The organism is Streptomyces sp. Ru73 (genome assembly GCF_002920575.1).
Taxonomy (GTDB): Bacteria; Actinomycetota; Actinomycetes; order Streptomycetales; family Streptomycetaceae; genus Streptomyces.
This window is the reverse complement of record NZ_PQSQ01000104.1, coordinates 1-25,947: the sequence shown is the minus strand read 5'-3', so window position 1 is coordinate 25,947 and position 25,947 is coordinate 1. Positions and strand designations below refer to the sequence as shown.

The 25,947-nt window shown below is 73.2% G+C and carries 20 protein-coding genes and 3 pseudogenes; 9 read left to right on the top strand and 14 right to left on the bottom strand.

What is annotated here, in order from left to right; genetic code table 11:
• Positions 1–343 (top strand): annotated as a pseudogene (locus C3486_RS30910) (MFS transporter); the annotation flags it as partial.
• 58 nt (positions 344–401) lie between these two features.
• Here C3486_RS30910 and C3486_RS30905 read toward each other — a convergent pair.
• The 3 genes from C3486_RS30905 to C3486_RS30895 all read right to left on the bottom strand — a co-directional run bounded on the left by C3486_RS30905 (position 402) and on the right by C3486_RS30895 (position 3,879).
• Entirely contained in the window at positions 402–1,670 is a 1,269-nt protein-coding gene (locus C3486_RS30905) for an aminotransferase class I/II-fold pyridoxal phosphate-dependent enzyme (RefSeq protein ID WP_103836147.1), read from the bottom strand.
• A gap of 140 nt (positions 1,671–1,810) precedes the next feature.
• Entirely contained in the window at positions 1,811–2,461 is a 651-nt protein-coding gene (locus C3486_RS30900; RefSeq protein WP_103836146.1) for a response regulator transcription factor, read from the bottom strand.
• Positions 2,458–3,879: a sensor histidine kinase gene (locus C3486_RS30895; RefSeq protein WP_103836145.1), complete on the bottom strand. Its 1,422-nt coding sequence runs from the start codon at positions 3,877–3,879 to the stop codon at positions 2,458–2,460. The genes C3486_RS30900 and C3486_RS30895 overlap by 4 nt, the downstream gene beginning before the upstream one ends.
• Positions 3,880–3,918: 39 nt before the next feature.
• On the opposite strand from C3486_RS30895, the gene C3486_RS30890 reads away from it, so the two are divergent.
• On the top strand, positions 3,919–4,488 hold the full coding sequence (locus C3486_RS30890; RefSeq protein WP_103836150.1) for a heme-binding protein: 570 nt from the start codon (positions 3,919–3,921) through the stop codon (positions 4,486–4,488).
• A 34-nt stretch (positions 4,489–4,522) separates the two neighbouring features.
• Here C3486_RS30890 and C3486_RS30885 read toward each other — a convergent pair whose 3' ends face one another.
• The 3 genes from C3486_RS30885 to C3486_RS30875 all read right to left on the bottom strand — a co-directional run bounded on the left by C3486_RS30885 (position 4,523) and on the right by C3486_RS30875 (position 7,469).
• A complete protein-coding gene (locus tag C3486_RS30885; RefSeq protein ID WP_103836143.1) occupies positions 4,523–5,065 on the bottom strand; it encodes a nucleoside deaminase in 543 nt (180 codons plus the stop codon).
• A 161-nt stretch (positions 5,066–5,226) separates the two neighbouring features.
• The gene (locus tag C3486_RS30880) at positions 5,227–6,552 is read right to left on the bottom strand and encodes an amidohydrolase family protein (RefSeq protein WP_103836142.1); all 1,326 of its coding nucleotides are present in this window, start codon (positions 6,550–6,552) and stop codon (positions 5,227–5,229) included.
• 257 nt (positions 6,553–6,809) lie between these two features.
• Entirely contained in the window at positions 6,810–7,469 is a 660-nt protein-coding gene (locus tag C3486_RS30875; protein ID WP_103836140.1) for a GntR family transcriptional regulator, read from the bottom strand.
• Between the two features lie 709 nt (positions 7,470–8,178).
• Here C3486_RS30875 and C3486_RS30870 point away from each other — a divergent pair.
• Positions 8,179–8,760, top strand: a pseudogene (locus tag C3486_RS30870) (ankyrin repeat domain-containing protein).
• Positions 8,761–8,854: 94 nt separating this feature from the next.
• Here the strand turns inward: C3486_RS30870 and C3486_RS30865 are convergent.
• A complete protein-coding gene (locus C3486_RS30865; RefSeq protein WP_103836139.1) occupies positions 8,855–9,352 on the bottom strand; it encodes a nucleoside deaminase in 498 nt (165 codons plus the stop codon).
• Positions 9,353–9,525: 173 nt separating this feature from the next.
• On the opposite strand from C3486_RS30865, the pseudogene cynR reads away from it, so the two are divergent.
• Positions 9,526–10,424 (top strand): annotated as a pseudogene (cynR, locus tag C3486_RS30860) (transcriptional regulator CynR).
• 64 nt (positions 10,425–10,488) lie between these two features.
• Here the strand turns inward: cynR and C3486_RS30855 are convergent.
• Entirely contained in the window at positions 10,489–11,799 is a 1,311-nt protein-coding gene (locus tag C3486_RS30855; RefSeq protein ID WP_103836138.1) for a multidrug effflux MFS transporter, read from the bottom strand.
• Positions 11,800–11,844: 45 nt separating this feature from the next.
• On the opposite strand from C3486_RS30855, the gene C3486_RS30850 reads away from it, so the two are divergent.
• The 3 genes from C3486_RS30850 to C3486_RS30840 all read left to right on the top strand — a co-directional run bounded on the left by C3486_RS30850 (position 11,845) and on the right by C3486_RS30840 (position 16,451).
• Entirely contained in the window at positions 11,845–12,399 is a 555-nt protein-coding gene (locus C3486_RS30850) for a MarR family winged helix-turn-helix transcriptional regulator (protein ID WP_258053093.1), read from the top strand.
• A 29-nt stretch (positions 12,400–12,428) separates the two neighbouring features.
• Positions 12,429–13,178 carry an Asp/Glu racemase gene (locus tag C3486_RS30845; RefSeq protein ID WP_103836137.1) on the top strand — a complete coding sequence of 250 codons (750 nt, stop codon included), beginning with the start codon at positions 12,429–12,431 and terminating at the stop codon, positions 13,176–13,178.
• Positions 13,179–13,328: 150 nt separating this feature from the next.
• Positions 13,329–16,451, top strand: a complete 3,123-nt coding sequence (locus C3486_RS30840; protein WP_103836135.1) for a glycoside hydrolase family 2 TIM barrel-domain containing protein — start codon at positions 13,329–13,331, stop codon at positions 16,449–16,451.
• A 36-nt stretch (positions 16,452–16,487) separates the two neighbouring features.
• Here the strand turns inward: C3486_RS30840 and C3486_RS30835 are convergent, their stop codons facing one another.
• Entirely contained in the window at positions 16,488–17,351 is an 864-nt protein-coding gene (locus C3486_RS30835) for a LysR family transcriptional regulator (RefSeq protein WP_103836134.1), read from the bottom strand.
• A 69-nt stretch (positions 17,352–17,420) separates the two neighbouring features.
• Between C3486_RS30835 and C3486_RS30830 the strand changes: the two genes are divergently transcribed.
• Positions 17,421–18,332, top strand: coding sequence for a DMT family transporter (locus C3486_RS30830; protein WP_103836133.1), 912 nt, complete (start codon positions 17,421–17,423; stop codon positions 18,330–18,332).
• A gap of 99 nt (positions 18,333–18,431) precedes the next feature.
• Positions 18,432–19,025 (top strand): hypothetical protein, encoded by a 594-nt coding sequence (locus C3486_RS30825; protein WP_146075094.1) that lies wholly within the window; start codon positions 18,432–18,434, stop codon positions 19,023–19,025.
• Between the two features lie 89 nt (positions 19,026–19,114).
• On the opposite strand, the gene C3486_RS30820 is transcribed toward C3486_RS30825, so the two are convergent.
• The 5 genes from C3486_RS30820 to C3486_RS30800 all read right to left on the bottom strand — a co-directional run.
• Positions 19,115–20,683, bottom strand: a complete 1,569-nt coding sequence (locus C3486_RS30820; RefSeq protein ID WP_374936945.1) for an amidase family protein — start codon at positions 20,681–20,683, stop codon at positions 19,115–19,117.
• A gap of 185 nt (positions 20,684–20,868) precedes the next feature.
• The gene (sbnA, locus tag C3486_RS30815; protein WP_103836129.1) at positions 20,869–21,855 is read right to left on the bottom strand and encodes a 2,3-diaminopropionate biosynthesis protein SbnA; all 987 of its coding nucleotides are present in this window, start codon (positions 21,853–21,855) and stop codon (positions 20,869–20,871) included.
• A gap of 52 nt (positions 21,856–21,907) precedes the next feature.
• Positions 21,908–22,978, bottom strand: coding sequence for a 2,3-diaminopropionate biosynthesis protein SbnB (sbnB, locus tag C3486_RS30810; protein WP_103836128.1), 1,071 nt, complete (start codon positions 22,976–22,978; stop codon positions 21,908–21,910).
• Positions 22,975–23,976 (bottom strand): TauD/TfdA family dioxygenase, encoded by a 1,002-nt coding sequence (locus tag C3486_RS30805; RefSeq protein WP_103836127.1) that lies wholly within the window; start codon positions 23,974–23,976, stop codon positions 22,975–22,977. Before C3486_RS30805 ends, sbnB begins: the two co-directional genes overlap by 4 nt.
• Positions 23,977–24,001: 25 nt before the next feature.
• A partial coding sequence (locus tag C3486_RS30800; RefSeq protein WP_146075093.1) for an AMP-binding protein occupies positions 24,002–25,947 on the bottom strand: 1,946 nt, incomplete at its 5' end.

Genomic DNA, 25,947 nt, shown 5'->3' with positions numbered 1-25,947 from the left:
TGCGCTGGGCCTGGCGGTGGCGTCGCTCTCCCCGTGGGTGCCACTCGCCCTGGTCGGCTGGGCCGTGTTCGGCGCCGGGCTGTCGGGCTGCATCCCGCAGTTGTTCAGCGCGGCGGGCCACGCCGACCAGGACGCGGCGGGTCTCAACGTCTCGCGGGTCGCCGGGCTCGGCTACCTCGGCATGCTCGCCGGGCCAGCGGTCATCGGGCCGCTGACCCGGCTCGCCCCGCTCAACGTGACGTTCTTCCTGCCGGTGGCGCTGTGCGCCGTCGCCGCCTGCACGGCCGCTGTGCTGCGCGCCCCGGCCCGGACCGCCGCCGGACCGGGGACGGAGGCGGCCTGACCGCGGCCCGGCGCTGCGGCATCGCGCCGCGCCCCGGCAGGCGCCTTCCCGGTTCCGCTCAGGCGGCCCGCTTCTCGTACCCGACGAGGCGGACGCAGACGGCGAGGCCCTGGATCGCCTGCTCCAGCTCGGCCGGGCCGGGGTAGCTGGGGGCGATGCGGATGACCGCGTCGCGCGGGTCGTCGCCGTACGGGTGCGTGGCGCCGGCCGGGGTCAGCACGATGCCGGCCTCGGCGGCGCGGCGCACGACCTCCTTGGCGCAGCCGTCCGGTACCTCCAGGGTGACGAAGTAGCCGCCCTTGGGCGAGGTCCAGGTGGCGAGGCCGGTGCCGCCCAGCTCGGCCTCCAGGATCCGGGCCACGGCCTCGAACTTGGGCTGGAGCAGGGCGCGCTGGCGCTCCATGTGGGCGCGCACCCCGTCGGCGTCCCGCAGGAACAGCACGTGCCGCAGCTGATTGATCTTGTCGGGGCCGATCGACCGCTTGGCGTTGTGCGCGAGGAGCCAGCGCACGTTCTCCGGGGACGAGCCGAAGAAGGCGACGCCGGCGCCGGCCGCGGTGATCTTCGAGGTGGAGCCGAACACGAAGGCGCGGTCCGGGTTGCCGGCCTCCGCGCAGGCGCCGAGCAGGTCGGCGATCTCGACGGGCTCGTCGGTGAGGTGGTGGACCGCGTAGGCGTTGTCCCAGAAGATCCGGAAGTCGGGGGCTGCGGTGGGCATGGCGGCGAGCCGGGCGACGGTCGCGTCGCTGTAGCTGACGCCGGTCGGGTTGCTGTACTTGGGCACGCACCAGATGCCCTTGATGCCCGGGTCCTCGGCGACGAGCCGCTCCACCACGTCCATGTCCGGGCCGTCGGCGGTCATCGGCACCTGGATCATGTCGATGCCGAACCGCTCGCAGAGCGCGAAGTGCCGGTCGTAGCCGGGTACGGGGCAGAGGAACGCGATGCGCTCCTGGTCCACCCAGCGCGAGGCGGCGCCGGGAAGGGTCCCGAGCAGGGCGTGCACGAGGCAGTCGTGCATCAGCTCCAGGCTGGAGTTGCCGAGCGCGAGGAGCTGCGCGGCGGGCACCTGGAGCAGGTCGGCGAAGATCTCGCGCAGCTCGGGCAGGCCCTGGAGGCCGCCGTAGTTCCGTACGTCCGTGCCGTCGGCGGCGGTGTGCCGGCCGCCGGGCAGGCTCAGCAGGTCCTCGGAGAGGTCGAGCTGCTCGGGAGCGGGCTTGCCGCGGGTGAGGTCGAGCGACAGCCCCCGCCCGACGAGGTCCTGGTAGTCCTGGCGGGCACGCTCGAGGAGCGTGGTCAGGGCGTCGGGGCTCAGCTCGGTGGTCATGTCGTCCTCTCCTGCGGGTATCGCTCACTGCGGCTGCCCTCCCGGGCAGTGCCGCTGACACTTCTTACCCCACTTCGCGTGCGCATGCGGATCAGCGGGAGAGCGAGACCAGCGCCACTCCGCGCGCGTGCGGTGCGGGGTCAGGGCAGCAGGCGCTGTTCCTTGGCGACCGCCACGGCGCCGGCGCGGGTGTCGACGCCGAGTTTGTCGTAGATCCGGCCCAGATGGGTCTTCACGGTGGCCTCGCTGATGAACAGCGCGCGGGCGATGTCCCGGTTGCCCAGGCCGTGCGCGAGCTGGCCGAGGATGTCCAGCTCACGGGCGGTGAGGGCGGGGCGCGGGCTGCGCATGCGGGCCATGACGCGGCCGGCGACCGGGGGCGACAGCGCGGTGCGGCCCTGCGCCGCGGAGTGGATCGCGGCGAACAGCTCCTCGGGCCGCTCGGCCTTGAGGAGGTAGCCGGTCGCGCCCGCCTCGATGGCGCGGGTGATGTCGGCGTCGGTGTCGTAGGTGGTGAGGACCAGGACGTACGGGGCGCCGTCCCGGTGCGCCGTGATGCGGCGGGTGGCCTCGACGCCGTCGATGCCGGGACCGAGCTGCAGGTCCATGAGCACCACGTCCGGCACCAGCTTCGCGGCCAGCGCCACCGCCTCCTCGCCGCTGCCCGCCTCGCCGACGACCTCGATGTCCGGTGCGCTGCCCAGGAGGGCGAGCAGTCCGGCGCGTACGACGGTGTGGTCGTCGCAGATCAGCAGCCGTACGGGGGCCGCGGCGGTGGATGAGGTGCTCACGCGTGCTCCGGAGGGTTCAGTGTGTCCGAGGGATCCAGCGGGATCGAGGCGGAGAGGACGGTGCCTTCTCCCGGGGCCGACTCGATGGTCAGGGTGCCGCCGGCCTGCCGCAGCCGAGCCCGGATCGCGGGCAGCCCGTGGCCGCGCAGGCCGTCGTCGGACGCCTGCCGGGCGGGCGCGCCGGTCCCGGCCTGCTCCGGCGCGAAGCCGCGGCCGTCGTCCGCGACGTCGAGCACGATCTGGTCGTCCAGGCAGGTCAGGGTGAGGTTGGCGGTGGTCGCGGCGGCGTGTTCGCGCACATTGGCCAGGGCGCCCTGGGCGATGCGCAGCAGGGTGGCCTCGATCCGCTCGGGCAGTGCGGCCGGGGTGCCCTCGATGTGGCAGCGCACGGTCAGTGTGCCGGTGCTCTCGCGTGCGGCGAGGGTGTGCAGTGCCTCGGCGAGGGAGCCGCCGTCGGCCAGGTCCGCCGGGGCGAGGTCGTGGACGAACCGCCGGGCCTCGGCGAGGTTGCGCTCGGCCACCGCCGCGGCCGCGTGGACATGGCCGCGTGCCCGGTCGGGGGCCGCCTCCCAGACCCGGTCGGCGGCCTGGAGGAGCATGCGCTGGCTGGACAGTCCCTGGGCGAGCGTGTCGTGGATCTCCATGGCGAGCCGCTGGCGTTCGGCGAGGGTGCCCGCGCGCCGTTCGGTGGCGGCCAGGTCGCGCCGGGTACGGACGAGGTCGTCGATGAGGGCGCGCTGCCGGGCCGACTGCCGCTGCATGTGGACGAAGACGGCGGTGGCGACGGCGGCCACGGCGGGCGGCGCGAGCAGCAGGTTGGGGTCGGCCCAGCCGGCGAGCTGCAGCTGCGCCGCGACCACGAAGACGGTGAGCAGCGCGACCAGGGCGACGGCGGCGCGTGGCGGCAGCATGCGCAGCCCGGTGTAGAGCAGTGGCACCGCGCACCACGCGAAGCTCGGCGCGAGCACCACCAGGACCACCCAGCCGCCGACGACGAGGACCAGCCACGCCAGGCGGGCCGGCCTGCGGGGTGAGGGCCGGGTCCGCAGTGCCGGTACGAGGACGTACAGCGCGGCCAGTGCGGCCGACAGCGCGATGATCCACGGGGTGCGCGGCTCACCGGGGTGCCGGATCAGGAACCGGACCAGCGAGGCGCCGAGCAGCACGAAGAACGCGGTGTGCATGACGGCGCCGAGCCATCCGGCGTCGGGGTCGGCCGCGGTGTGCTGCCGGTGGGTGACCGCCACTCCGGCCTCCTTCCACTCGTACCGGCAGTCCCAGGGTGCCCCCGCAAGTGCGGGGCCGGGGTCAACCGATCGGATGACCCCGGCGTCGTCCGGTCCGCTCGGCGGGTGGAGCCGGTGGGCCGACGCCCTGCCGCCGGTTCCGGAACCAGCATGGATCACGTCAGCGGACATCACTCACCACACACTCTGGAGCCTTTCGCGATGAAGCACGTGAAGAACACCTCGAAGCGCACCCGTCTGGTCGCCGGGGGCGCCGTGGCCGCCGCGCTGGTCGCCGGCACCGTCGGCGCCGTCTCCGCGCAGGCCTCCCCCGCTGCCCCGGCCGCCGCGGGCGGTGCCGCCGCCGCGCCGAAGGCCGAGGCGAAGAGCGAGGGTCTGGTCAGCTCGGCCCACCTCGGCACCGACGCCGCCGTGAAGGCCGCGCAGGGCGCGCTGAAGGCGGCGGAGAAGGCGAACCAGCACGTGTCCGTCGCGGTCGTCGACCGCAACGGCAACACCCTGGTCACCCTGCGCGGCGACGGCGCGGGCCCGCAGTCCTACGAGGCGGCCGAGAAGAAGGCGTTCACCGCGGTCTCCTGGAACGCGCCCACGTCCGAGCTGACCAAGCGGCTGGAGTCGGCGCCGACGCTCAAGGACATCCCCGGCACGCTGTTCCTCGCGGGCGGAGCGCCGGTCGACGCCAAGGGCGCGCCCGTCGCGGGCATCGGTGTCGCGGGGGCGCCCAGCGGCGACCTGGACGAGAAGTTCGCGCAGGCCGGGGCCGCCACCCTCGCCGAGTGACGGCCGCGGGGCCGTCCCCGCTTCCGGTGACGGGTCAGCCGGCCGCCTGCGTGCCCGTACGCCGCGTCGCATGGAAGCGGCGGTGCAGCTCGCGCATGCGGCCGGCCAGGCCGAGTGCGGGCCCCCGCACCGGCAGGCCGGGCACCACGTCCTGGATGGGGAGTCCCGCCACCGGTCCGGGCGCCACACCCAACTCACCCAGCCACTGCCCCAGTTGGCGCGAGGAGTGGGCGTAGACGATGCGCCCGAGACCGAGCCAGCCGTGCGCGGCCGCGCACATGGGGCAGTGCTCGCCGGACGTGTAGACCGTGGCGGCGGCCCGCTCCTCCGGGGTGAGATGGGCGTGGGCCCAGCGGGCCAGTTCGATCTCCGGGTGCCGGGTGGTGTCGCCGAGGCTGTGCACCCGGTTGCGGTCCTCCGCCAGCACCTCGCCGTCGGCGCTGACCAGCAGCGAGCCGAAGGGCTCGTCGCCGGCCTCCAGCGCTTCCTCGGCGAGCCGGACGCACCGCTCCAGGTGCTGGAGGTCGGTGGCGGTGAGCGCCGTCCCGGCGTCGTCCGGGTGCTCGGTGTGCGTCATTGCTGTGCCTGCTCCTCATCACGGCCGGCGGCCGGTGCCGAATCCTCGTCACGGCCCACAGCCGGTGTCGACGGCGGGGCGGGTCCGGAACTCCGGGCCCGCCCCGCCCCTTTTCTCGATCAGCCGTTCTCGATCAGTCGCCCTCGGTCAGTTGTCCTCGGTCAGTTCTCCACGACGACGCCGGCCCGCACCACCGAGGACGGCCGCGCGAGGACCGACGGGTCGGCCAGCGGGTCGCCGGACAGCAGGACGGCGTCACCGGCGAAACCGGGGGCGAGCCGGCCCGCCGTGCCCGTCAGGCCGAGCAGCTCGGCGGCGTTGGTGGTGGCCGTACGGATGGCGTCCAGCGCGGACAGCCCGGCCTCGTGCATCAGCGCCACCTCCCCGCCGATGGGGTTCACCTCGCCGCCGGACGAGTCGGTGCCGGCCGCCAGCGGCACGCCCAGCTCGTGCGCGGCGCGCACGGCCTCCTTCAGGATCGGGGTGTACCGGCGTCCGCGCTCGTCGAGTACCGGGTTGTCGTCGCCGATCATGCCGGAGATGGCGGTGAGGGTGGGCGTGAAGTACGTACCGCGGCGGCGCATCTCGCGCAGGGTGTGCTCGCCGACGAACACCCCGTGCTCCAGACTGCGGATCCCGGCCATGACGGCGTCGTGGCAGCCCTTCTCGCTGTAGCTGTGGCACAGCACCCCGGCGCCGCCCCGGCGCGCGGCGGCCACCACGGTCGCCAGCTGCTCCCGGTCGTAGACCTGGGTCAGCGGGTCCTGGTCCGGCAGCCCGGCCCGCTCGTTGACCCGGGTCTTCACGACGTCGACGCCGCGGGCGAGGTTGACCCGCACCATGTGGCGCAGCGCCTCGTGCGACCGTACGCCGTCCTTCAAGCCGGCGAGCGGTGCCAGGTCGGGGTCGGCGAGCAGGGTGTCGGCCAGGTCGGGGGTGACGAAGACGCCGGCGGCGCGCAGCCGCGGGGCCTGCCGCGGGAAGCGGCGGGCGACCTCGCGTACGGCGATGTCCTGGAAGAAGTTGGTCGAGCCGCTGCGCGCGCTGGTGGCGCCCTGCCGCACGGCGTCGCGCGCCTCGGCGACGGTGTTGAGGTGGATGTGCGACTCCACCAGGCCGGGCAGCACCCACCGGCCGTCCGCGTCCTGCACCGGAGTGCCGTCGGGCAGCGCCGCGCGTGCCGCGCGGGTGGCGTCCCGGCTGCCGGCCGCCCGTACGGTCCCGCGCTCGATGACGACGACGGAGTCCTCGGTGACCTTGCCGGTGAGCGGGTCGAGGAGGGTGCCGCCCTCGATGACGAGGGAGGCGCCGCCCAGCACCTTGTCGCCGGCCGGGGTGCCGGGGCGGCCCGCGGCGGCCGGGGCCGCCGCCGAGGCTTCGGCCCGGCCCGTCAGCACGGTGCCGGCAGCGGCCAGTGCGGCGGCGCCGGCGAGGACGCCGCGCCGGGTGTGGCGGAAGGGCGGAGGAGTGTTGGGGTCACCGCACATGGGACTGCTCCTGGAGCGAGGGAAGGGGCGGACGGAACGCGCGTGGGGGAAGCCGGCGGACCGAGGCCCTGCTTGCCGACCTGCGGCACTTTGTATACCAAGTGGGATCGGGCAAACAATGGCGTGAGGCAAAGCCGTACCGTTTACCCCATTATGCTGCTCTACAGAGGCCCAACGGGGTAGGCACCGGACGCCCCTGCACGCCACTCCGAGGCATCAGGTATACAAAAGTGATGCAGCGAGAGCAGCCGGAGTACTCACACCGAGACGGCGCGGAGCGCGGCCACCCGGCTGTCCCGGACGTGGACCAGGGTCAGCGCTGCGGCGGCGTCCGGGTCCCCGGCGGCGATCCGCTCGTACATCGCGCGGTGCTGCACGCGCATGTGGTCCGGCTCGGAGTTCAGCCCGAACAGCAGCCGGAGCTGCCAGCTGAGCCGGGCCATCGTCTGCGCGAGCAGCGGGTTGCCCGACAGCGCCACGATCCCGTCGTGGAACGCCGTGTTGGCCACGACCTCGCGGCCCGGCTCGCCGTCGGCCGCCGCCGTCTCGGCGCGCTCCAGCGCGGCCCGCAGCCCGGCCAGCAGCAGCGGCTCGTCGGGGGCCGCGTCCGCCACCCGACGTGCCGCCAGGCGCGACGCCTGGATGGCGAGCGGCTCCCACACCTCGTACAGGTGCTCCACATCGGTACGGTCCAGCCGCCGCACCCGTACGCCGCTGTGCGGCAGCAGCTCCAGCAGCCCTTCGGCCACCAGGCCGCGCAGCGCCTCCCGCACCGGGACCCGCGACATGCGCAGTTCCTCCGCCACTTCGCGCTCCACCACGCGCGCGCCCTGCGGATAGCGGCCGTCGATGACGCGCTCGCGGATGGCGTCGCGGGCGCGTTCGCTCAGCGGGACGCGCTCGGACTCCTCCGCCATCGGCCGTTCGCCGTCGGCCCGCCGGCCGGTTCCTGCCGCCACGTTCCTGCCCCTCGCCCTTACCGGTACCCGGCCGCCTCTTACCGGCCGGTCGCACCGCAACGATATGCCGCGGCCCAGCGGGCCGGGCGGGCGCGGGCCCGCGAACACATCAGCCGATCGGCCGATACGGCCGTCGTCCGGTGCGCACGGGCAGCGGAGCCGCTCCACCGATCCGCGGTGCGTGCGCGCGGTCCGAGGATGGACCGTACGGCCCCCGCGCACCGGCCCGCCCACGCTCACCCCAGCCCAAGGAGGCACCATGCGTCGTGACACCCCGCACCGAGGAGCCGTCAACCGGCTCCTCGGACGCAGCACCGTGAAGCGCAGCACCGTCGTACGGAACACCGCGCTACGAAGCGACGCGGTACGGAGCGACGCGCGGCCGGGCCGGTCGGCAAGTGGCGCCGGGGTCCCAGGGGCCGGGGAACGCGGCGCAGGGGCCCGCGGTGCCACAAGACGGCACACGCGTCCGACCCCCGCCCCGGCCCTCACGCTCGGCATCCTGGTCGGCGGTGTGATGCTGCTCGCGGGGTGCGCCTCCTCGCTCGGGGACGACAGGCCGGCGCACAGGTCGGCGCAGCAGAAGCCCTCGGCCGGGCGGACGTCCCCGTCCCCCGCCGGCTCCGCCGCTCCGAAGCGGCCGGCCGATCCAGCGGCCGACCGCGCGCTGCTCAAGGCGGCCAAGACCGGTGACGCACGGGCCGTGCGCGCGGCGATCGAGCGTGGCGCGCGCCTCGAAACACGCGACGCCAAGCGCCGTACACCGCTCCTGCTCGCCGTCACCGAGGATCACGTCGAGGCGGCGAAGGCGCTGGTGGAGGCCGGTGCCGACCCGGACGCGCGGGACTGACGGCAGGACACACCGTGGCTGGTGACGGGCGTGACCGGCAGCGTGGAGATGGCCCGGGCGCTGATCCCCGCGCACCCCGACTACACCCTCGTCAACCGCTACGGTGGCGTCTCCCTCATCCCGGCGTCCGAGCGCGGCCACGTCGCGTACGTGCGCGAGGTCCTGACCAACCCCGGCATCCACATCGACGTCGATCACGTCAACCGGCTCGGCTGGACCGCACTGCTGGAGGCGGTGATCCTCGGCGACGGCGGCCGGGACCACCAGCAGATCGTGGCACTGCTGCTGGACGCGGGGGCCGACCCCGGTCTCGCCGACGGAAAGGGCGTGACCGCCCTCCAGCACGCCGAACGCAACGGCTACACCGCCCTCGCACGCCTGCTGTCGGCGCGCGGCTGAGACGCACCGTGGCCCCGGCGGATGCCCGTCGGGGCCACGGTGCGGACGCCTGCCGGCGCCCTGCGGTCAGTACGTACGGGCCGCCGTCCTGCCGTCAGGCGGTCGGTGCGCCCGTCACGCGGCGCTCGCCGCCGTTGCGCTGCTGCCAGGTCCGGTACACGTCGATCGCGGCCTCGCGGGACTCATGTCGCATCGGCAGCCGGCGCTCGCTCCAGTCCTTGGCGAACTCGCCGTAGAACGTGGCGAGTTCGAAGTACTTGCGGTCGTCCACGTAGTGCGGCTCGTACTCCTCGCGGGTGGTGAGGAAGACGACCTCGTCCGGGCTGCAGTAGTACAGCGCGCCCAGGCACATGGGGCAGGGGTGGGCGAGGACGTAGATGACGGTGCCCGTCAGGTGCTCGGTGCCCAGCTTCGTGCACGCCTCGCGGATGGCGAGCACCTCGGCGTGGGCGGTGGGGTCGTTGGTCTGCGCGACCCGGTTCGGGCTCTCGGCCAGGATCTCGCCGTCCTTGACGATGACGGTGGCGAACGGCCGGCCGCCCTCCTCGACGTTCTGGCGGGCGATGTCGATGGTGCGCTGCGCGAAGTCCATGCGGGTCCTCCGGGGTGCGGGGTGGCTGAAGGGGCGGGCCGGCGGCCGTCGGGCGCCGGCCCTGGACCTTTTCCACTGTGCATGAGCTGGAGGTATAGCGTCCAAGACACACTGGCCATTACTGCGATCGATGCGGTCTATAGTTGTACGCCGCTCGCCTATAGTGAGCCGCCATGAGGCCGGAACTGCGTCACCTGCGTTATCTGCTCGCGGTCGCCGAGCACGCCAACTACACCCGCGCCGCCGAAGAGCTGCACATCTCCCAGCCGACCCTGTCGCAGCAGATCAAGCAGCTGGAGAAGGCGCTCGGCGCCCAGCTGCTGGACCGTACGGGGCGCACCGTACGGCTGACCGACGCCGGGGCCGCGTACGTGCAGTACGCCCGGCGCGCCCTGCGGGACCTCGCGGCCGGTGAGCGGGCCGTGCTCGACGTGCAGGACCTTTCGCGCGGCCACCTGCGGCTCGCGGTGACCCCGACCTTCACCGCCTATCTCACCGGTCCGCTCGTCGCCGGGTTCCACGCCGCGCATCCCGGCATCACGCTGAGCGTGCGGGAGATGACGCAGGACCGCATCGAGACGGAGCTGCTGGCCGACCGTCTCGACCTGGCCATCGCCTTCACCGCCGCCCATCTGCCGGGGATCGCCGCGACGGAGCTGTTCACCGAGACCCTCGGCCTCGTCGTCGGCCCGCACCACCCCGACGCCGGACGCCGGGAGCCGCTCCCGGTGACCGAGCTGACCGACCGTCAACTAGTACTCCTGAGCAGCGACTTCGCCACCCGTCGCCGCATCGACGAGCACTTCGCCCAGCACCGGGTCCGCCCGCGCGTCGCGGTGGAGGCGAACTCCCTCAACGCGCTCACCGAGATCGTCCGGCGCACCCCGCTCGCCACCGTGCTGCCCGACGCCATCACCCGCGACCACCCCCACCTCTCCCCCACCCCCTCATCCCCGCACTCCCCTCCCGTACCGCCACCCTGCTCCACCGCGACACCGGCTACCGGTCCGCCGCGTCCCGCGCCTTCACCCGGCTCGTCACCGAGTGGGCACCGGAGTCGGCCGGCGGCTGACCTTCAGCAGTGCGCGGCCCGGAAGAGCGGGCCGACCGCCCCCGGCCGCGCCCGCACCCGGTCCTCAGCCCGTCGTCTCGCCCCGGCGCTGCCACGGCCGTACGAGGGTCAGCAGGCAGAGGGCGGCAGCGGCCAGGGCGATGAGCATGAGCAGTGCCATCGGGGCCGAGCTGTCCTCGCCGAAGGCGCCCACCAGCGGGGAGGCGACCGCGCCGAAGAGGAACTGGAGGCCGCCGAGCAGCGCGGAGGCGGCGCCCGGGGCTGCGCGGCCCAGGGTCTGGCCGAGGCTCATCGTCGCCGGGAAGGTCACGCCGATGCCGCCCAGCGTGAGGAACAGGCAGATCCAGGTGCCGGCCAGGGTGCCGCCGACGGTGGCCAGCAGCAGGACCTGCACCAGCGCGCCCAGTACGGAGACGCAGACGCCGGCGGTGAGGAGGGTGTTCAGGGGGACGCGGCGGCGCGCCAGCCTGCCGAAGGCCGCGCCGGCGAGCAGCATGGCGATGGCGTTGCAGGCGAAGATCAGCGAGTAGACGGTCGCGGAGACGCCGTAGAGGTTCTCGAAGACGAAGCTCGAACCGCTGATGTACCCGAACAGGGCGGCCGCGCTGAAGCCGAGGACGAGGACGTACCCCATGAAGGCGCGGTTGCCGAGCAGCGCGCCCATCGCGCGGAAGGTGCCGCCGATGCCGCCGCGGTGCCGGCGCTCGGACGGCAGCGACTCCGGGACCTTGGCCAGTACGGCGAGCAGCAGCAGGGCGCCGATGGCGGCCAGCACGACGAAGACGGCACGCCAGGTGGCGACGGACAGGACGGCACCGCCGACCACGGGCGCCGCGACCGGCGCGACACCGAGGATCTGTGACAGCAGTGCGAAGTAGCGCGGGATGTCCGGGCCGTGGAAGAGGTCGGTGAGCACCGCGCGGGCCAGGACCATGCCGGCGGCTCCGCACACGCCCTGCAGGAACCGGGCCGCGGTCAGCACCTCGATGGTCGGGGCGACGGCGCAGGCCACGGAGAGGACGGTGAAGCCGATGCTGCCCCATATGAGGAGTCCGCGCCGCCCGAGGCCGTCACTGACCGGGCCCACCAGCACCTGGCCGACGACGAGGCCGGCCAGGAAGGCCGTCATGGTGAGCTGGACGGCGGAACTGCTCGCGTGCAGGGTCGCGCCCATGGCGGGGAAGCCCGGCACGTACATGTCGGTGGCCAGCGGGGCGACGCCGGTGAGCGCGCCGAGGACGGCGATCAGCGCGCCCGCGCGCTTGGGCGGCCGGCCCGCGGCGTCGGCGGCGTGCTCGGCGTGTCCGGCATCCGCGTGCCTGCCCGCGTCGGTGCCGGGCGGAGTGTCGCTGGAAGTATGAGGCGGAGATACCATCCGTAAAAGGTAACCAATAGTTCACTGGTTTACAAAGGAGCGTCCGTGACCCTCCCCCCGTCCGCCGTGCGCGAGCAGTGGGCCGCCCACAACCCCGGTCTGGACACCTCGCCCATGGAGGTGGTGGCGCTGGCCAAGCGCATCATCGCCCTCTTCGACCAGGCGGTGGAACCGCTCTACGACGGCGCCCCGCTCACCGCGCCCGAACTGGACGTGCTGGTGCCGCTGCGGTACGCCGACGAACCGTCCATCGCCCGCCGCCTCGCCGCCAACATGGGCGTCTCGCGGGCGGGGATGAGCAAGGCGCTGGCCAAGCTGGAGAAGCGCGGCTTCATCGAGCGCGTGCCCAACCCCGCCGACCGCCGGGCCGCGCTCGTCACCGTCACCCCGGCGGGCGAGGAGGCCATCGACGCCCTCTTCCCGCGCCAGCTCGCCGTCGAGACCGAACTCCTCGCCGGGCTGGGCGAGGACCGGGACCGGGTCGTGGCCGCGATGAGCCGGCTGGCCGAGGTCATGGAGCGGCGGCTGGCCGAGGGCTCCCCCGCCGCGGCGACCGGCACGGGCGGCGCCCGGACCGCGCCCGCCGCGCCGACCGCCTGATCCGCTCCCGCCCCACTAGCCTCGGTGCCATGCGGCACGGCAGCGAGGAAGCCGGCGAAGGCGGGCGGCAGCGGGTCGGGGTGGTGGCCTCGTTCGACTTCACGCGCCGCGCCGAGCTGCTGCGGTGGGTGCCGCCGGAGGTGGAGTGCGCGACGGCCTTCACACAGCCGGTGACGTACGAGGACAACCGGCAGCTGGTCTCCCGGCTCGGCCGCCCGGAGATGCTCGCCGAACCGCTGCGGGAGCTGCGGTCGGCGCCCGGCGGCATGCCGGCGGCCGTGGCGTACCTCTGCACGGCCTGCACGTTCGTCGGCGGGGCTGCCGGTGAGGCGGCGCTGCGGGCGGAGATGACGGCGCGCGGTGTGCGGCGGGCCCTGACGACCAGTGGTGCCGTCACCGCCGCGCTGCGGGCGGTCGGCGCCCGCCGGGTCGCCGTGGTCCACCCGTACCAGCCGCCCGTCGACCGGCATCTGGCGGACTATCTGGAGGCGGCCGGATTCGAGGTGGCCGGGCTGACCTCCCTGGGGCTGGGGTCCACCGACGAGGTGTACGACGTGCGGCCCGGGCAGGTCGAGGACGCCGTCGCGGAAGGGGACCGGCCGGGGGCCGAAGCGGTGTTCGTCAGCTGCACGGCCCTGCCGACGTACGACCTGATCCCGGCGCTGGAGGACCGCCTCGGCAAGCCGGTGATCGGCGCGAACCAGGCGACGGCGTGGGCGCTGTTGCGTGCGGTCGGGTCGCGGGCGCGCGGACATGGACAGCACCTCTTGAACCACTGACGACGGCCGCCGGACAGCGGATCAGACAGCCCTGCCATGCGGCTAGTTGAGAAGTTTTGTTGTCTTCATTGACATATATCAACAGGACTCGACAGACTCAGCGCGTTCAGCTGCCCCGTCACCCCCCCTCACGGATACCGGAAGGCACACATGGCCATCTCACGACGCGCGGTTCTGGGCGGAGCCGGCGCCACCCTCGGCGGAGTCCTCGGTGCGCAACTGGCGATGAACCCCACGGCTTCGGCCGCCGGGCGGGCCACACCGGCGGCCGGGGAAGCGCTGGGTGCCGAGCGGGCGAGCGACCTCCGCAACGGGTGGCGGTTCGCCCTCGTCAACACCACCGGCGAGGAGGCGCCCCGGCCCGCGGACGGCGACGCCGCCTGGCACGAGGTGGACCTGCCGCACGACTGGAGCATCGGCCTGGACCCGGTGCAGGACGCGCGCACCACGGCGGGCAGCGGCTACCTCCCCGGCGGACTCGGCTGGTACACCAAGAGCTTCACGCTGCCGGCGAGTACCACGGGCAAGCGCATCTCCGTCGAGTTCGACGGGGTGTACATGGACGCACAGGTGCACTTCAACGGGGAGCTGGTCGCCACCCACCCGTACGGCTACACCGGCTTCGCCGTCGACCTCACCGCTCGCGCGCACACCGACGGCCGGACGGCCAACACGCTGTCCGTCCGGGCACGCAACCAGGTCCCCAGCAGCCGCTGGTACTCCGGCAGCGGCATCCACCGGGACGTACGGCTGATCGTCACCGACCCCGTGCACATCGTCCGGCACGGTGTCACGGTCACCACGCCGGACCTCGCGCGGAACGTCGCCGCCGGGCACGCAGCGGTCCGGGTGGCGGTGGCCGCGGTGAGCGAAGCACACAAGGACGTACGGGCCGAGGTGACGGCGACGGTCCGGGACGCGGACGGCCGGCGGGTCGGCTCGGCGACGGCCCCCGCCACGCTGGGCAGCGACCCGGCGACGACGGCACTGGAGCTGCGCATCGACGAGCCCCGGCTGTGGTCGGTCGAGCGTCCCTACCTCTACACCGTCGACACCCGCGTCACCGTCGGCGGCCGGACCGTGGACGCGACGAGCACACCGTTCGGGCTGCGGTGGGCCACCCTCGACCCCGCGCACGGCTTCGCGCTCAACGGCGAACGGATGAAGCTGCAGGGCGTGAACCTGCACCACGACCTCGGTGCGCTGGGCGCCGCCTTTCACCCCGACGCGGCCCGGCGGCAGCTGGAGATCATGCGGGAGATGGGCGGCAACGCCCTGCGCACCTCGCACAACCCGCCCGCGCCCCAGGTGGTCTCGCTCTGCGACGAGCTGGGCATCCTGCTGATGGTCGAGGCGTTCGACTGCTGGCGCACGCCGAAGAACCGGTACGACTACGGCCGCTTCTTCGACGAGCACAGCGACGCCGACATCAAGGAGATGGTGCACGCCGCGAAGAACTCGCCCGCCGTGGTGATGTGGTCCATCGGCAACGAGATCCCGGACAGCACCGCCGAGGCCGGCGTGGCGATGGCCGAACGGCTGGTCGAGGCGGTGCGTACGGCCGACCCGACCCGCCCGGTGGTCATCGGCTCGGACAAGTACCGCGGTGTGCCGAAGGACGGCTCCCCGCAGGACCGCATCCTGCGCATGCTCGACGGCGTGGGGCTGAACTACAACTCGGCCGCCTCCGTGGACGCGCTGCACGCCAAGTACCCGGACACCTTCTTCTTCGAGTCCGAGAGCTCGTCGAGCACCTCGACCCGCGGCGTGTACGAGACCCCGGACCAGCTCAACACCGGGGAGAACCACACACCGGGGCGGCGCGGCGCCTCGTCCTACGACAACAACCTGGAGTCGTGGACGATGAGCGGCGAGTACGCCCTGAAGAAGGACCGGGACCGGGAGTGGTTCGGCGGTCAGTTCCTGTGGACCGGCATCGACTACCTCGGTGAGCCCACCCCGTACGACGACGTCTTTCCCGTCAAGTCGTCGTTCTTCGGCGCGGTGGACACCGCGGGCTTCCCCAAGGACCAGTTCTCGCTGTTCCGCAGCCAGTGGAGCACGACGCCCATGGTGCACCTGGTGCCCATGGACTGGACGGACCACCGCCCCAAGGAGACGGTCACGGTGTGGGCGTACACCAACGCCGACACCGTGGAGCTGTTCCTCAACGGCCGGTCGCTCGGCGTGCGCCGCTTCGACCGCAAGAAGACCGCGGACGGCCGGGAGTACCTGGAGACGACCGAGGCGACCGGCGACGACAAGACCGTCACCTCGGGCCCGTACCCCGGCAGTTACACCAGCCCCAACGGCAGTGCGGGCCGTCTCCACCTGACCTGGCGGGTGCCCTTCGAGCCGGGGATGCTGGTGGCGGTGGCGCGCCGCAACGGCCGTGAGGTGGCCCGCGACACCCTGCGCACCGCGGGCGAGGCCACGGCGGTGCGGCTGACGCCGGACCGGAGGGAAACCACCGCGGACGGGCTCGTCTTCGTCACCGCCGAGGTGACCGACTCCCGAGGCGTCCTGGTGCCCGGCGCAGACCACGCGCTGACCTTCCAGGTGACCGGCGGGCACCTGCTCGGCGCCGACAACGGGCAGCAGGAGAGCGCCCAGAACTACCGCTCCCCCGTGCGCTCCGCCTTCCACGGCAAGGCCCTCGCGATCGTACGGCCCGCCGGCGGGGCCAGGGCGGTGACGGTCACGGCGCGCGCGAAGGGGCTGCACGCGGCCTCGGCCCGGATCGGGGTGACGGGGAGCAGCCGGACCGCTTGGACCGCCCTGCCCCTGGTCACGGCGGGCGGGGCGCGGGAGGCCGTGGCCGGCGGGCCGACGGCGGACGCGAGCTTCTCCGGCGCGCCGGACACCGTGCCGGCCGCGATGCTCGACGGGGACGCGGCAACGGGCTGGTCGAACCACTACCGCATGGCCGCGACCGGCCTGCTGCCCGCGATCAGCGCGGCGCGGCCGGCGGACTGGGTGGCGGTGACCTGGTCGCGGCGGCGCCACGTGGCGGGCCTGGAGGTGTCGTTCACCACGGACGACGCCACGTACGCGCTCCCCGGCTCACTCACCGTCAGCTACTGGGACGGCCGGGAGTACGTACCGGCGGACCGCGTCCGCATCGCATGGGCGGACGCCTCGGACTCTCCCACCCGGATCACGTTCGACGCCGTGCGCACCACCCGGGTCAGGCTCGGCCTGACGAGCCGGCACCCGGGGAAGGACAACGGTCACCTGCGGATCACCCGGCTGGCCGCCCTCGGCGGGTCCTGACCGGAACCGCTGCAGCCGGGGCCGGTGGGGCACGCCTCACCGGCCGCCGGCCTCCCGGTAGAGGTCCGCCAGCAGGGCCACCGCGGCGTGCGTCGCGGGGTGCGGGTCGTGCCGCCGCCAGATCATGTGGACGGTGACGGGCGGGGCGTGCCGCAGCGGGCGGAAGACGATGCCCTCGCGGCGGTACTGGCTGGCGGTGCTCGCGGGGGTGATGCCGATGCCGCGGCCCGCCGCGATGGCCGCGAGCCAGTCGTCGACGTCCCGGGTGTGTTCGATGACCGGGCGCTCGCCCTCCGGCCACAGCTCGGCCGTGGTGGTGCCGGTGCGCCGGTCGACGAGCACGGTGCGGGTGGCGGCGTCGGCGAGCGGCACGGAGCGGCGTTTCGCCCAGGGGTCGTCGGCGGCCAGCGCGCAGCAGCGCCGCTCCGTGCCGACGGCGGCGCTGGCGAAGCGGTCGCCGTCGAAGGACCGGCGGACGACCGCGAGGTCGCACAGGCCCTCGGCCAGGCCGCCGGTGGCGGAGTTGGTGCGGATCAGCTGGAGTTCGACGTCGGGGTGGAGCGCTGCCCAGCGGCGCTGGTAGGCGGTGGTGTGGCGGCCCATGGCCGACCAGGCGTGGCCGATGCGCAGCCGGGTGTGGCCCGTGGTGGCCTCCCGTATGAGGTTGTCGGCGTCGGCGAGCAGCTGCCGGGCGCGGGCCAGCACCTGCACCCCGGCGGTGGTGGGCGTGACGCACCGGCTGGTGCGGTGCAGCAGCTGTACGCCGAGGACGCCCTCGAGCGCGCCGAGGGTGCGGGACACGGCGGCCTGGGAGACGCCCAGCTCGATGGCGGCGTCGGTGAAGCTCCCGGTGTCGACGATGGCCACCAGGCACCGCAGGTGGCGCAGCTCCATATCCATGACTCCAGCGTATAGATAAGACTCCGCATGCATTTTGCGTATGCGCGGACGCGGCCGATCCTGCCGTGCATGACGCGTAGCCACAGTGGAGAGGACCTGTCCCGCCCCGTCGTCGCCGGCCGGCCGGCGACGGCCTCACCGCGCACGCCGGACCGGCTGGTGGGCACGGCGCTGATGACCGGCAGCGGGCTCGCCAACCAGGTCGGTGCCGCGACCGCGGCGCTGGCGTTCCCGGTCATCGGGCCCGCGGGCGTGGTGGCCGTACGGCAGTGGGTGGCCGGCGTGCTCCTGCTGGCGGTGGGCCGGCCGAGGCTGCGGGCGTTCACCTGGCGGCAGTGGTGGCCCGTGCTCTGCCTGGCGGTGGCGTTCGCCACGATGAACCTGTCCCTGTACACCGCGATCGACCGGATCGGGCTCGGCCTGGCGGTGACACTGGAATTCTGCGGGCCGCTGGCGGTGGCGCTGTCCGCCTCCCGCCGCCCCGCCGACGGCCTGTGCGCGCTGATCGCCGGGGCCGCCGTGGTCGCGCTGACCCGCCCCCAGCCGAGCACGGACTACGCGGGGATCGGCCTCGGCCTGCTCGCCGCCGCCTGCTGGGCCTCCTACATCCTGCTGAACCGTACGGTCGGCGCCCGGCTGCCCGGTACGGAGGGGTCGGCGGCGGCCGCCGGCCTCTCCGCGCTGCTGTACGTGCCGGTCGGCCTCGTCGTGCTGGCCCACCGGCCGCCCACGGCGAGCGCGGTGGCGTACGCGGCGGCGGCCGGCGTGCTGTCCTCCGCGGTACCGATGCTGGCCGACCTGTTCTCGCTGCGCCGGGTGCCGGCCCGGTTCTTCGGCATCTTCATGAGCGTCAATCCGGTGCTGGCAGCCCTGGTGGGCTGGGCGATGCTGGGCCAGGCGCTGCACTGGATCGAGTGGCTGGCGATCGGCGCGATCGTCACGGCGAATGGCGTGAGCGTGCTGACGTCGGCGGAGCGGTGAGGGCCACCGGCGGGACTCAGGCCAGTACGGACGTGCGGTAGGCCCGGCAGGGTCTCGGCCTCGGTCCCGGTCGCGGTCTCGTAAGGTGACTGCCCACCAGTGACCAGGGCAGCGGAGGAACCGGAGATGCCGACCGAGGAGACGAGCGCGGGCCTGCGGGACAGGGCGCGAGGCGCGGCCGAGATCGTGGCTCTGCTGGGACTGGCGGTGGTGTTCGTTGGCGCGGTGCTGGCGGTCGTCGGCCTGCCCCGGTGGCTGGTGCGCAGGGACCCGGGGCTGCTCGAAGGGTGGGTCGGCGGCCCGGCCGGATTCGGGGTGACGTGCGGGCTCGTGGCCGTGGCGGGCGCCTTCGGCGGCTGGTGGATCTCCTTCGCCGACACACGCCGGACGCTGCGGATTCCGCGCGCGGTACGCCGGTTCGTGGGCGGGACCGGAGGCGTCGTCGCCTTCTTCGCCACCGGACTGGTGGTGGGTACGGTGCGAGCGCGCCACTGTTCCGAGTACTGCACGGAACTGCCGGGCGCCTGGGTTTCCCTGCTGGCGTTCGCGGCAACCTCGGTGGTCGGCGGCGGGCTCTACCGGGGAGTGGCCGCGAGCCGGGCCCGACGGGAGGCCGCGGATCGGGCACGGCTCCGCAAGCTGCGCAAGAAGGGAAAGGGCAGGAGCCGGGCGGCCATGCAGAGGCGCGCATGACGCAACGCGACCGCCTGGGGGAACCGGCCGGACGGTGCCCACCGGGCAGCCCGGATGAGCACCGCCGTCTCATTCACCGGAAGGCGCCGTCACCCGACCGTCGGGAGGTAGCGCGGTGGGCGCCAGGCGTCCAGCCGGTCCTCCACCGAAGCCCCGAGTGACAGCAGCTTGCCGTCCTGGCGGTCACCGGCCATCAGCATCAGTCCGACGGGCAGCTCACCCACGAAGCCGGCCGGCACCGACAGGGACGGGTATCCGGCGACGGCCGCCGGGGTGGAGGGCGAGGCCCCTTCGGGGTCGCCCGCCGCGCAGTCGGTCCGCCACGCGGCCGAATCGGCCGGCGCGGCAATGGCGTCGAGCCGGTGGGCGGCCATCGTCTCGTCGATGGAACGCCGGGAGAGGCCCTTCAGCTCCGCGCGCATGGCCCGGTACTTCGGGTCGGTGGTCGACGGCGCGGCGAGCGCCTGCTCGAACACTTCCTGTCCGGCAAAACACGTCCGCTCCGCGGGATGCGTACGGTTGAACTCGATGAGTCCGGCGAGGTCCCGCGGCCCGTGGCGGGTGGCCAGGTAGGCGTCGATGTCCCGGTGGAACTCACTCAGCAGCGCCGGGAATTCCAGTTCGGCCACTCGCTTCTGATACGGCAGCGTCACCTCGACGACCTCGGCCCCCGCCGCGCGCAACTTCTTCGCCGTACGGGTCATCAGGGCATCCACCTCCGGCCCGAGCGAGGGCAGCCGCCACAGACCGATCCGCTTCCCCCGCAGGCCGTCGGGGCGGAGCACGGTGTCCGTGAGGCCGCCGGCACCACTGATCACCGACAGCGTGAGCGCGGTGTCGGTGACGTTGCGCGCCATGGGTCCAGCGGTGTCCTGCTCCGCGGAGATCGGCACGATGCCGTCCTGGCTGACCACACCGAGACTCGGCTTGTGACCCACCACCCCGTTGATACTGGCCGGGCACACGATGGACCCGTCCGTCTCCGTACCGATCGCCACCTGCGCCAGGGACGCGGCGATCGCGGCGGCCGAGCCGGAGGAGGACCCGCACGGGTTACGGTCCAGCACGTACGGGTTATGGGTCTGCCCGCCCACCGCCGACCACCCCGACGTCGACTTCTCCGCCCGGAAGTTCGCCCATTCCGACAGATTGGCCTTGCCGAGGATCACCGCCCCGGCCTTCCGCAACCGCGTCACCAGGTCGGCGTCCGTACGGGGCGGCTTCCCGGCCAGCGCCGGCGAACCGGCCGTCGTGGCCAGCCCGCGGGTGTTCACGTTGTCCTTGACCAGGACAGGGATGCCGTCGAGCGGCCCGCGGACCGTACCGCGCCGATGCCTGGCATCACTCGCGGCGGCCTGCCGCAGAGCCGTCGGGTCCGTACGCAGCACCGCGTGGATCCTGGGATCGATGGCTTTGATCCGCTGCAGATAGGCCCTGGTGAGCGCCGACGAGGTCAGTGAACCGTCCCCCATCCGCGCCTGCAGCTGCGGAATCGTCACCGTGTCGAGGTCGACGCCCAGCCCCGGAGCAGCCGCCGACGGATTCCCCGCACCGGCATCGGCGGCCGCCGCCCGCATGCCCGATTCCCCTCCCAGAAGTGCTCCCGCTACCACGACCGCGACCAGCATCGCGGCGCCCTTGTTTCGCAAGCTCCTCATGGCGGTCAGCTGACTACGCCCCGAACCCCCACCGCAAGACCGCCACAAAGCCACCGCACACGGCCGGTGCGGGTGCCGGCACATCCCCGTTCACGATAAAAGGGCGAGCCCGCGTGCGCGGTCACCGGTCCCCGTTGGGGGCGGGGCCGGTGACCGTGCGGTTCGGCGCCCTGGGGCGCGTGGTGTCAGGCCGAGCGGGAGCCGGCCGTCAGGCCGTCGGGGCTGAGGACTTCTTCGCCGTACAGGTCCTGCAGCCAGTTGGTCTGGTAGATGGTGTCGAGGTAGCGCTCGCCGAGGTCAGGGGCGATGGCCACCGCGGTCAGGTCCGGGTCGTCGTGTTCGGCGAGCCACTCGACCGCACCGCTCACCACGGTGCCGGTCGAACCGCCGAACAGGAAGCCGTTGCGGGCGAGCCGGTGGCAGGCCCGGATGGTGTCGACCTCCCGTACCCGGATGACCTCGTCCACGTAGGTCTCGTCGAGCAGCGCGGGGCGGACGCTGGTGCCCAGGCCGGGGATCATCCGGCGGCCCGGGGGGCCTCCGAACGTCACCGAGCCGACGCTGTCGACGGCGATCACCCGTACCCTGCGGTGGTACTCCCAGAAGTAGCGCGCGCAGCCCATCAGCGTGCCGGTGGTGCCGGCCCCGACGAACAGCACGTCCAGGTCGGGGAACTGCCGGGCGATGGCGGGCGCCGTGGTGCGGTAGTGCGCCTTCCAATTGTCCGGGTTCGCGTGCTGGTTCAGCCACACGTACCGGTCGTCGGAGGCGCACATCTTCCGGACGTAGTCCAGCCGGGCGCCCAGGTACCCGCTCTCGGGGTCCGGTTCGGTGACGGTGTGCACCTCACTGCCCAGCGCCTCCATCATGCGCCGGGTGGAGAGGTTGCACCGCGGATCGGTGACGCACAGGAACCGGTAGCCCTTGCTCGCCGCGATCATGCTCAGCGCCACGCCCAGGTTCCCGGACGAGGACTCGATGATGACCGATCCGGGCAGCAGGACTCCCCTGCGCTCGGCGGCCGCGACCATCTCGGCCGCCGCCTTGAGCTTGATCGAGCCGGCGAAGTTGAATCCCTCGCACTTCAGGTACAGCTGCTGTCCGAAGGTCGACCGCAGGTCGACATAGAGCTCTTCCTCATTGAACTCCAGGGGAACGGATATGACTGGCACGATGACCCCCTCATGTGATGACCCCCCATGTGCGGCCGGAGGACCCGGCCGCTCATCCGTACCGGCGCAGCTCGTGGAAGAAGCCGTCGATGACGTGCAGCTCCCCCGAGCGGACCACTTCGTCGTAGACGTACTTGCCGACCGCCAGGTCCAGGACCCCTAGCCCGAACGGCGAGAAGACCAGCGGGCGGCCGGCCGGCGGCCGCGCCTTCCCCGACATCACCTCGGCCAGCGTCCCGTGCAGGAACTCCCTGTTGCCGGTGAGCTGTTCGGCCAGGTGCGGTGAGGTGTCGGCCTTCAGGCAGTGCTCGACGTCGTCGACGATGTTGGCGGATGCCAGCACGATCTGCGGCGCGAGGTCGCGCAGCGAGACGTGCAGCACCAGTGGATGGTGTGCGAACCACGACACGTCGGTGACGTGCGGCTTGCCGGCGACGGTGGCGAAGATGACCAGGTCGCTGAGCCGGATCAGCTGTTCGGCGCTGTCGTGGACGGTGATCCGGCCCTTGGTGCCGGACTGTTCCAGATACGTGCGGAAGCCCGCCGCGCTGTCGGCGGACACGTCGTGCACGCCGATCTCCTCGAACTCCCAGCCGGTGGCGGCCAGGAAGGTGTGGATGTAGCGGGCGATCAGACCCGTGCCGAAGAAGCCCACGCGTACCGGGCGGGGCCGGCCGCGGCTGAGCCAGTCGGCCGCCGACGCCGCCGAGGCGGCCGTCCGGGTCGCGGAGATGATCGAGCTCTCCAGGCAGGCGAACGGGTAGCCGGTGGCGTAGTCATTCAGGATGAGGACCGCCGAGGCCCGCGGGATGCCGGCCGCCACGTTCTCCGGGAAGCTGGAGATCCACTTCAGGCCGTCCACCCGGTCCGGGCCGCCCACCGAGGCCGGCAGCGCGATGATCCGGGAGGACGGACGGTCCGGGAACCGCAGGAAGTACGAGGGCGGGTTGACCGTCTCGCCGGCGTCGTGCAGCCGGTAGGTGGCCTCCACCAGGTCGACGATCTCCCGCTCGCGTCCCCGCAGGGCGCGCTGCACCTGGGTCCCGGAGATCACCGCGAAGGGCGGCACGCCCGTGGGCTCCTGCCCGGCGGCCCGGGCGTCGGCGGAGTCGATGGTCGTCATCGGGCCATCACCTCGACCGTGGGCGCGCAGTCGGCGAGCCGCACCCCGTCGGCCATCCCCACCAGCACCTCGCGCGGCCCCTCGAAGGGCTCCCGGCTGTGCGCGGTCCGGATGTTGTCCACCAGCAGCAGGTCACCGGCCTGCCACGGTTCGCGTGCCGTGTGCTTTTCGTAGACCTCGTTGAGCAGTTGCACGATGTCCTCTCCGATGGGGTCGCCGTTGCCGAAGCGGGTGTTGAACGGCAGCCCGTCGGCGCCGTACTCGTCCACCATGAATTCGTGCACGTCCGGATCCATGGTCCATTCGTTCAGGAAGGCGACCTGGTTGAACCAGCAGCGCCGGCCGGTGACCGGATGGTGCACCACGGCGCTGCGGCGCTGGCGGGTGCGCAGCCCGCCGTCGTCCTGCCACGCGAAGTCGATGGCGTTGGCGCGGCAGTACTGCTCGACCTCCTTGGGGTTCTCGGTGCCGAACGCCTCGGCCCAGGACGCGCCGATGTCCTCGTTGTAACTGCGGGTGAGGAGCCAGCCCTCCCGCTCGAACCGCGCCACCAGGTCGGCGGGGAGCGCGTCCAGGACGCTGGGTGCGTCGGCCACCGCGGTCGCGCCGCCCTCGGCGGGCGCGGTCAGGCAGGCGAACATCATCAGGCCCGGGAAGGTGAGGGTGTAACTCAGCTCGTGATGCATGCACATCTGCTGGTTCGGCGGCCACTTGGTGGAGGAGTACACCCCGTCGGCGTACGTCCGCCGTGGCGCGAACGCCTCCTTCTCGGTCAACAGGCCGGTGGCCAGCCGCCGGAAGACGGCGCCGGCCCCGCTCGCGTCCCGTAAGCCCAGACCGCGGACGAGCAGCGAGCCGTGTTCGGCAACGGCGGCGCGCAGCGCGTCGCGGTGCTCGGCCACCCAGCCCGCCGTGTCACCGCCGGTCTCGGCCCGCACCATCGGGGGCCTGCCTGGCTGTCGCTCCACATCGAGCAGGGACGCCGGGAATGACGACATTTCTGTTCTTCCTTTCGTTACCGGTTCAAGAAGCCAATAGGGCGGCGGCCGCCCGGACGGCCTGTGCCGCCAGGTCCGGGCGGGTGCGCAGGAAGTAATGGCCGCCTTCGGTCAGTTCGTGCAGCTGGACGTCGTCGGCCAGCAGCTGCCAGTCGCGGTACCGCTCCCCCGCCCCGGCCGTGCTCGGGTCGTCGGCGGCCACGACGACGGTGACCGGCGCGGCGAGCTTCGCCGCCGGCGGGTCCGTCAGCAGGCCGGCGAAGTACTGGTGGGCGGCGAGGCAGTCGTGGCGGTAGGCGGCGCCGACGTGCTCGGCACGCCGTTCGTCCAGCTCACCGAGTTCGGTGTAGCCGCCTTCCGCGCTCAGGGCCGCGGCGATCTCCGCGTCGCCGCGGGCAGACAGTTCGGTCATGGCGGCGCGGCGGGCCGCGGCGTCGCCGGGCAGCTGGGCGGCCAGGAAGAGCCGCTGTACGGTCACGCCGCCGCGCTCCAGCCGGCGGGCCGTCTCGGCGGCGAAGGCGGTGCCCGAGGAGTGGCCCCACAGCAGGACGTCGCTCAGCCCGCGCCGGACGATCTCGGCGACGGTCTGCTCGACCACGTCGTCCAGCGGCGCGAACGCCTCGGTGCCGGCGGTCAGGTCGTGTCCGGGCAGCTCCACGGCGTACACCGCGCGGCCGCTGTCGCGCAGGGCCCTGGCCAGCGGCTGGAAGTTGACCGCGTTGCCGCCGGCGTACGGGAAGCAGACCAGCGCCCCGGCCGTGCCGCCGCCCGGTCCCGTGAGGGCGTGCAGCAGTCCGTCGCGCCGGGCGGAGCGTCCGTCGACCACGTCGGCCAGGTCGGCCAGGACGGGGTGCCGGGTGACGTCCTTCAGGGACACGGCGCGCTTCAGGGTGACCGCGAGCTTCACGGCCGAGAGGCTGGTGCCGCCCCGGTCGAAGAAGTGGTCGCGGCGGCCGATGCGGTCCTGCGGGATGCCGAGGACGGCCGACCAGGCGGCGGCCAGCTTCCGTTCGGTGGCGGTCCGGGGCGCGTGGTACTCCTCCTCCGCCTCGCCCAGCTTCCCGGCCAGCGCGGTGAGCGCCTTGCGGTCGATCTTGCTGTTGGCGGTCAGCGGCAGGCTCTCCAGCCAGTGGAAGGCGGCGGGCACCATGTAGGCGGGCAGTGATGCGCCGAGTCCCCGGCGCAGCTCCGTCACGTCCAGTTCGCGCCCGGAGTAGAACGCCACCAGGTGCTTGCTGCGGTCGGCCCGTTCGGCGACCACCACGGCCCCGTCGCGTACGCCGTCCATGCGCAGCAGGGTGTTCTCGATCTCGCCGATCTCGATGCGGAAGCCGCGGATCTTCACCTGGGTGTCCCGGCGGCCGAGGAACTCCAGCTTGCCCTCGGCCTGCCAGCGGCCCTGGTCGCCGCTGCGGTAGAGCCGTTCGCCGGCCCGGTGCGGGTCGGGCAGGAACGCCTTGCGGGTGCGTTCGGGGTCGTTGATGTAGCCGCGGCCGACGCAGACGCCGGAGAAGACGATCTCGCCGGGTGCGCCGAGCGGCACGGGCGCGAGGTGTTCGTCGACGACGTGGACGCGTACGTTCTGCACGGCCGGGCCGAGCGGTACCCGGTCGCCCTCGGGCGCCTTGAGCATCACCTCGTGATTGGTGTCGTCGGAGGTCTCGGTGAGGCCGTAGGCATTGACCAGCTTGATGGCGGGCTGGGCCGCGAACCAGCGCTGGGCCAGCTCCTTCTTCAGCGCCTCGCCGGTGACCGAGACGCACCGCAGGTCCGGCAGGTCGCGGGGGGCTGCTTCCAGCGCCGAGAGCACCACTTCGAGGTAGGACGGGACGACCTGGAGGATGCCGACCCGGCCGTCGACGACGGTGTCGATGAACCGCTGGACGTCCAGCACCGCGTCCTGCCCGATGAGCAGGGTCCGGCCGCCGACCAGCAGTGCGGAGACCAGCTGCCACAGGGAGATGTCGAAGC

What these genes read in the sequence shown, in the direction of transcription:
- C3486_RS30905 (WP_103836147.1), bottom strand. Translation starts at nt 1,670, where the DNA reads ATGACCACCGAGCTGAGCCCCGACGCCCTGACCACGCTCCTCGAGCGT.
- C3486_RS30895 (WP_103836145.1), bottom strand. Translation starts at nt 3,879, where the DNA reads ATGTCCGCTGACGTGATCCATGCTGGTTCCGGAACCGGCGGCAGGGCG.
- C3486_RS30885 (WP_103836143.1), bottom strand. Translation starts at nt 5,065, where the DNA reads ATGACGCACACCGAGCACCCGGACGACGCCGGGACGGCGCTCACCGCC.
- C3486_RS30880 (WP_103836142.1), bottom strand. Translation starts at nt 6,552, where the DNA reads ATGTGCGGTGACCCCAACACTCCTCCGCCCTTCCGCCACACCCGGCGC.
- C3486_RS30875 (WP_103836140.1), bottom strand. Translation starts at nt 7,469, where the DNA reads ATGGCGGAGGAGTCCGAGCGCGTCCCGCTGAGCGAACGCGCCCGCGAC.
- C3486_RS30865 (WP_103836139.1), bottom strand. Translation starts at nt 9,352, where the DNA reads ATGGACTTCGCGCAGCGCACCATCGACATCGCCCGCCAGAACGTCGAG.
- C3486_RS30855 (WP_103836138.1), bottom strand. Translation starts at nt 11,799, where the DNA reads ATGGTATCTCCGCCTCATACTTCCAGCGACACTCCGCCCGGCACCGAC.
- C3486_RS30845 (WP_103836137.1), top strand. Translation starts at nt 12,429, where the DNA reads ATGCGGCACGGCAGCGAGGAAGCCGGCGAAGGCGGGCGGCAGCGGGTC.
- C3486_RS30840 (WP_103836135.1), top strand. Translation starts at nt 13,329, where the DNA reads ATGGCCATCTCACGACGCGCGGTTCTGGGCGGAGCCGGCGCCACCCTC.
- C3486_RS30835 (WP_103836134.1), bottom strand. Translation starts at nt 17,351, where the DNA reads ATGGATATGGAGCTGCGCCACCTGCGGTGCCTGGTGGCCATCGTCGAC.
- C3486_RS30830 (WP_103836133.1), top strand. Translation starts at nt 17,421, where the DNA reads ATGACGCGTAGCCACAGTGGAGAGGACCTGTCCCGCCCCGTCGTCGCC.
- C3486_RS30820 (WP_374936945.1), bottom strand. Translation starts at nt 20,683, where the DNA reads ATGAGGAGCTTGCGAAACAAGGGCGCCGCGATGCTGGTCGCGGTCGTG.
- sbnB (WP_103836128.1), bottom strand. Translation starts at nt 22,978, where the DNA reads ATGACGACCATCGACTCCGCCGACGCCCGGGCCGCCGGGCAGGAGCCC.
- C3486_RS30805 (WP_103836127.1), bottom strand. Translation starts at nt 23,976, where the DNA reads ATGTCGTCATTCCCGGCGTCCCTGCTCGATGTGGAGCGACAGCCAGGC.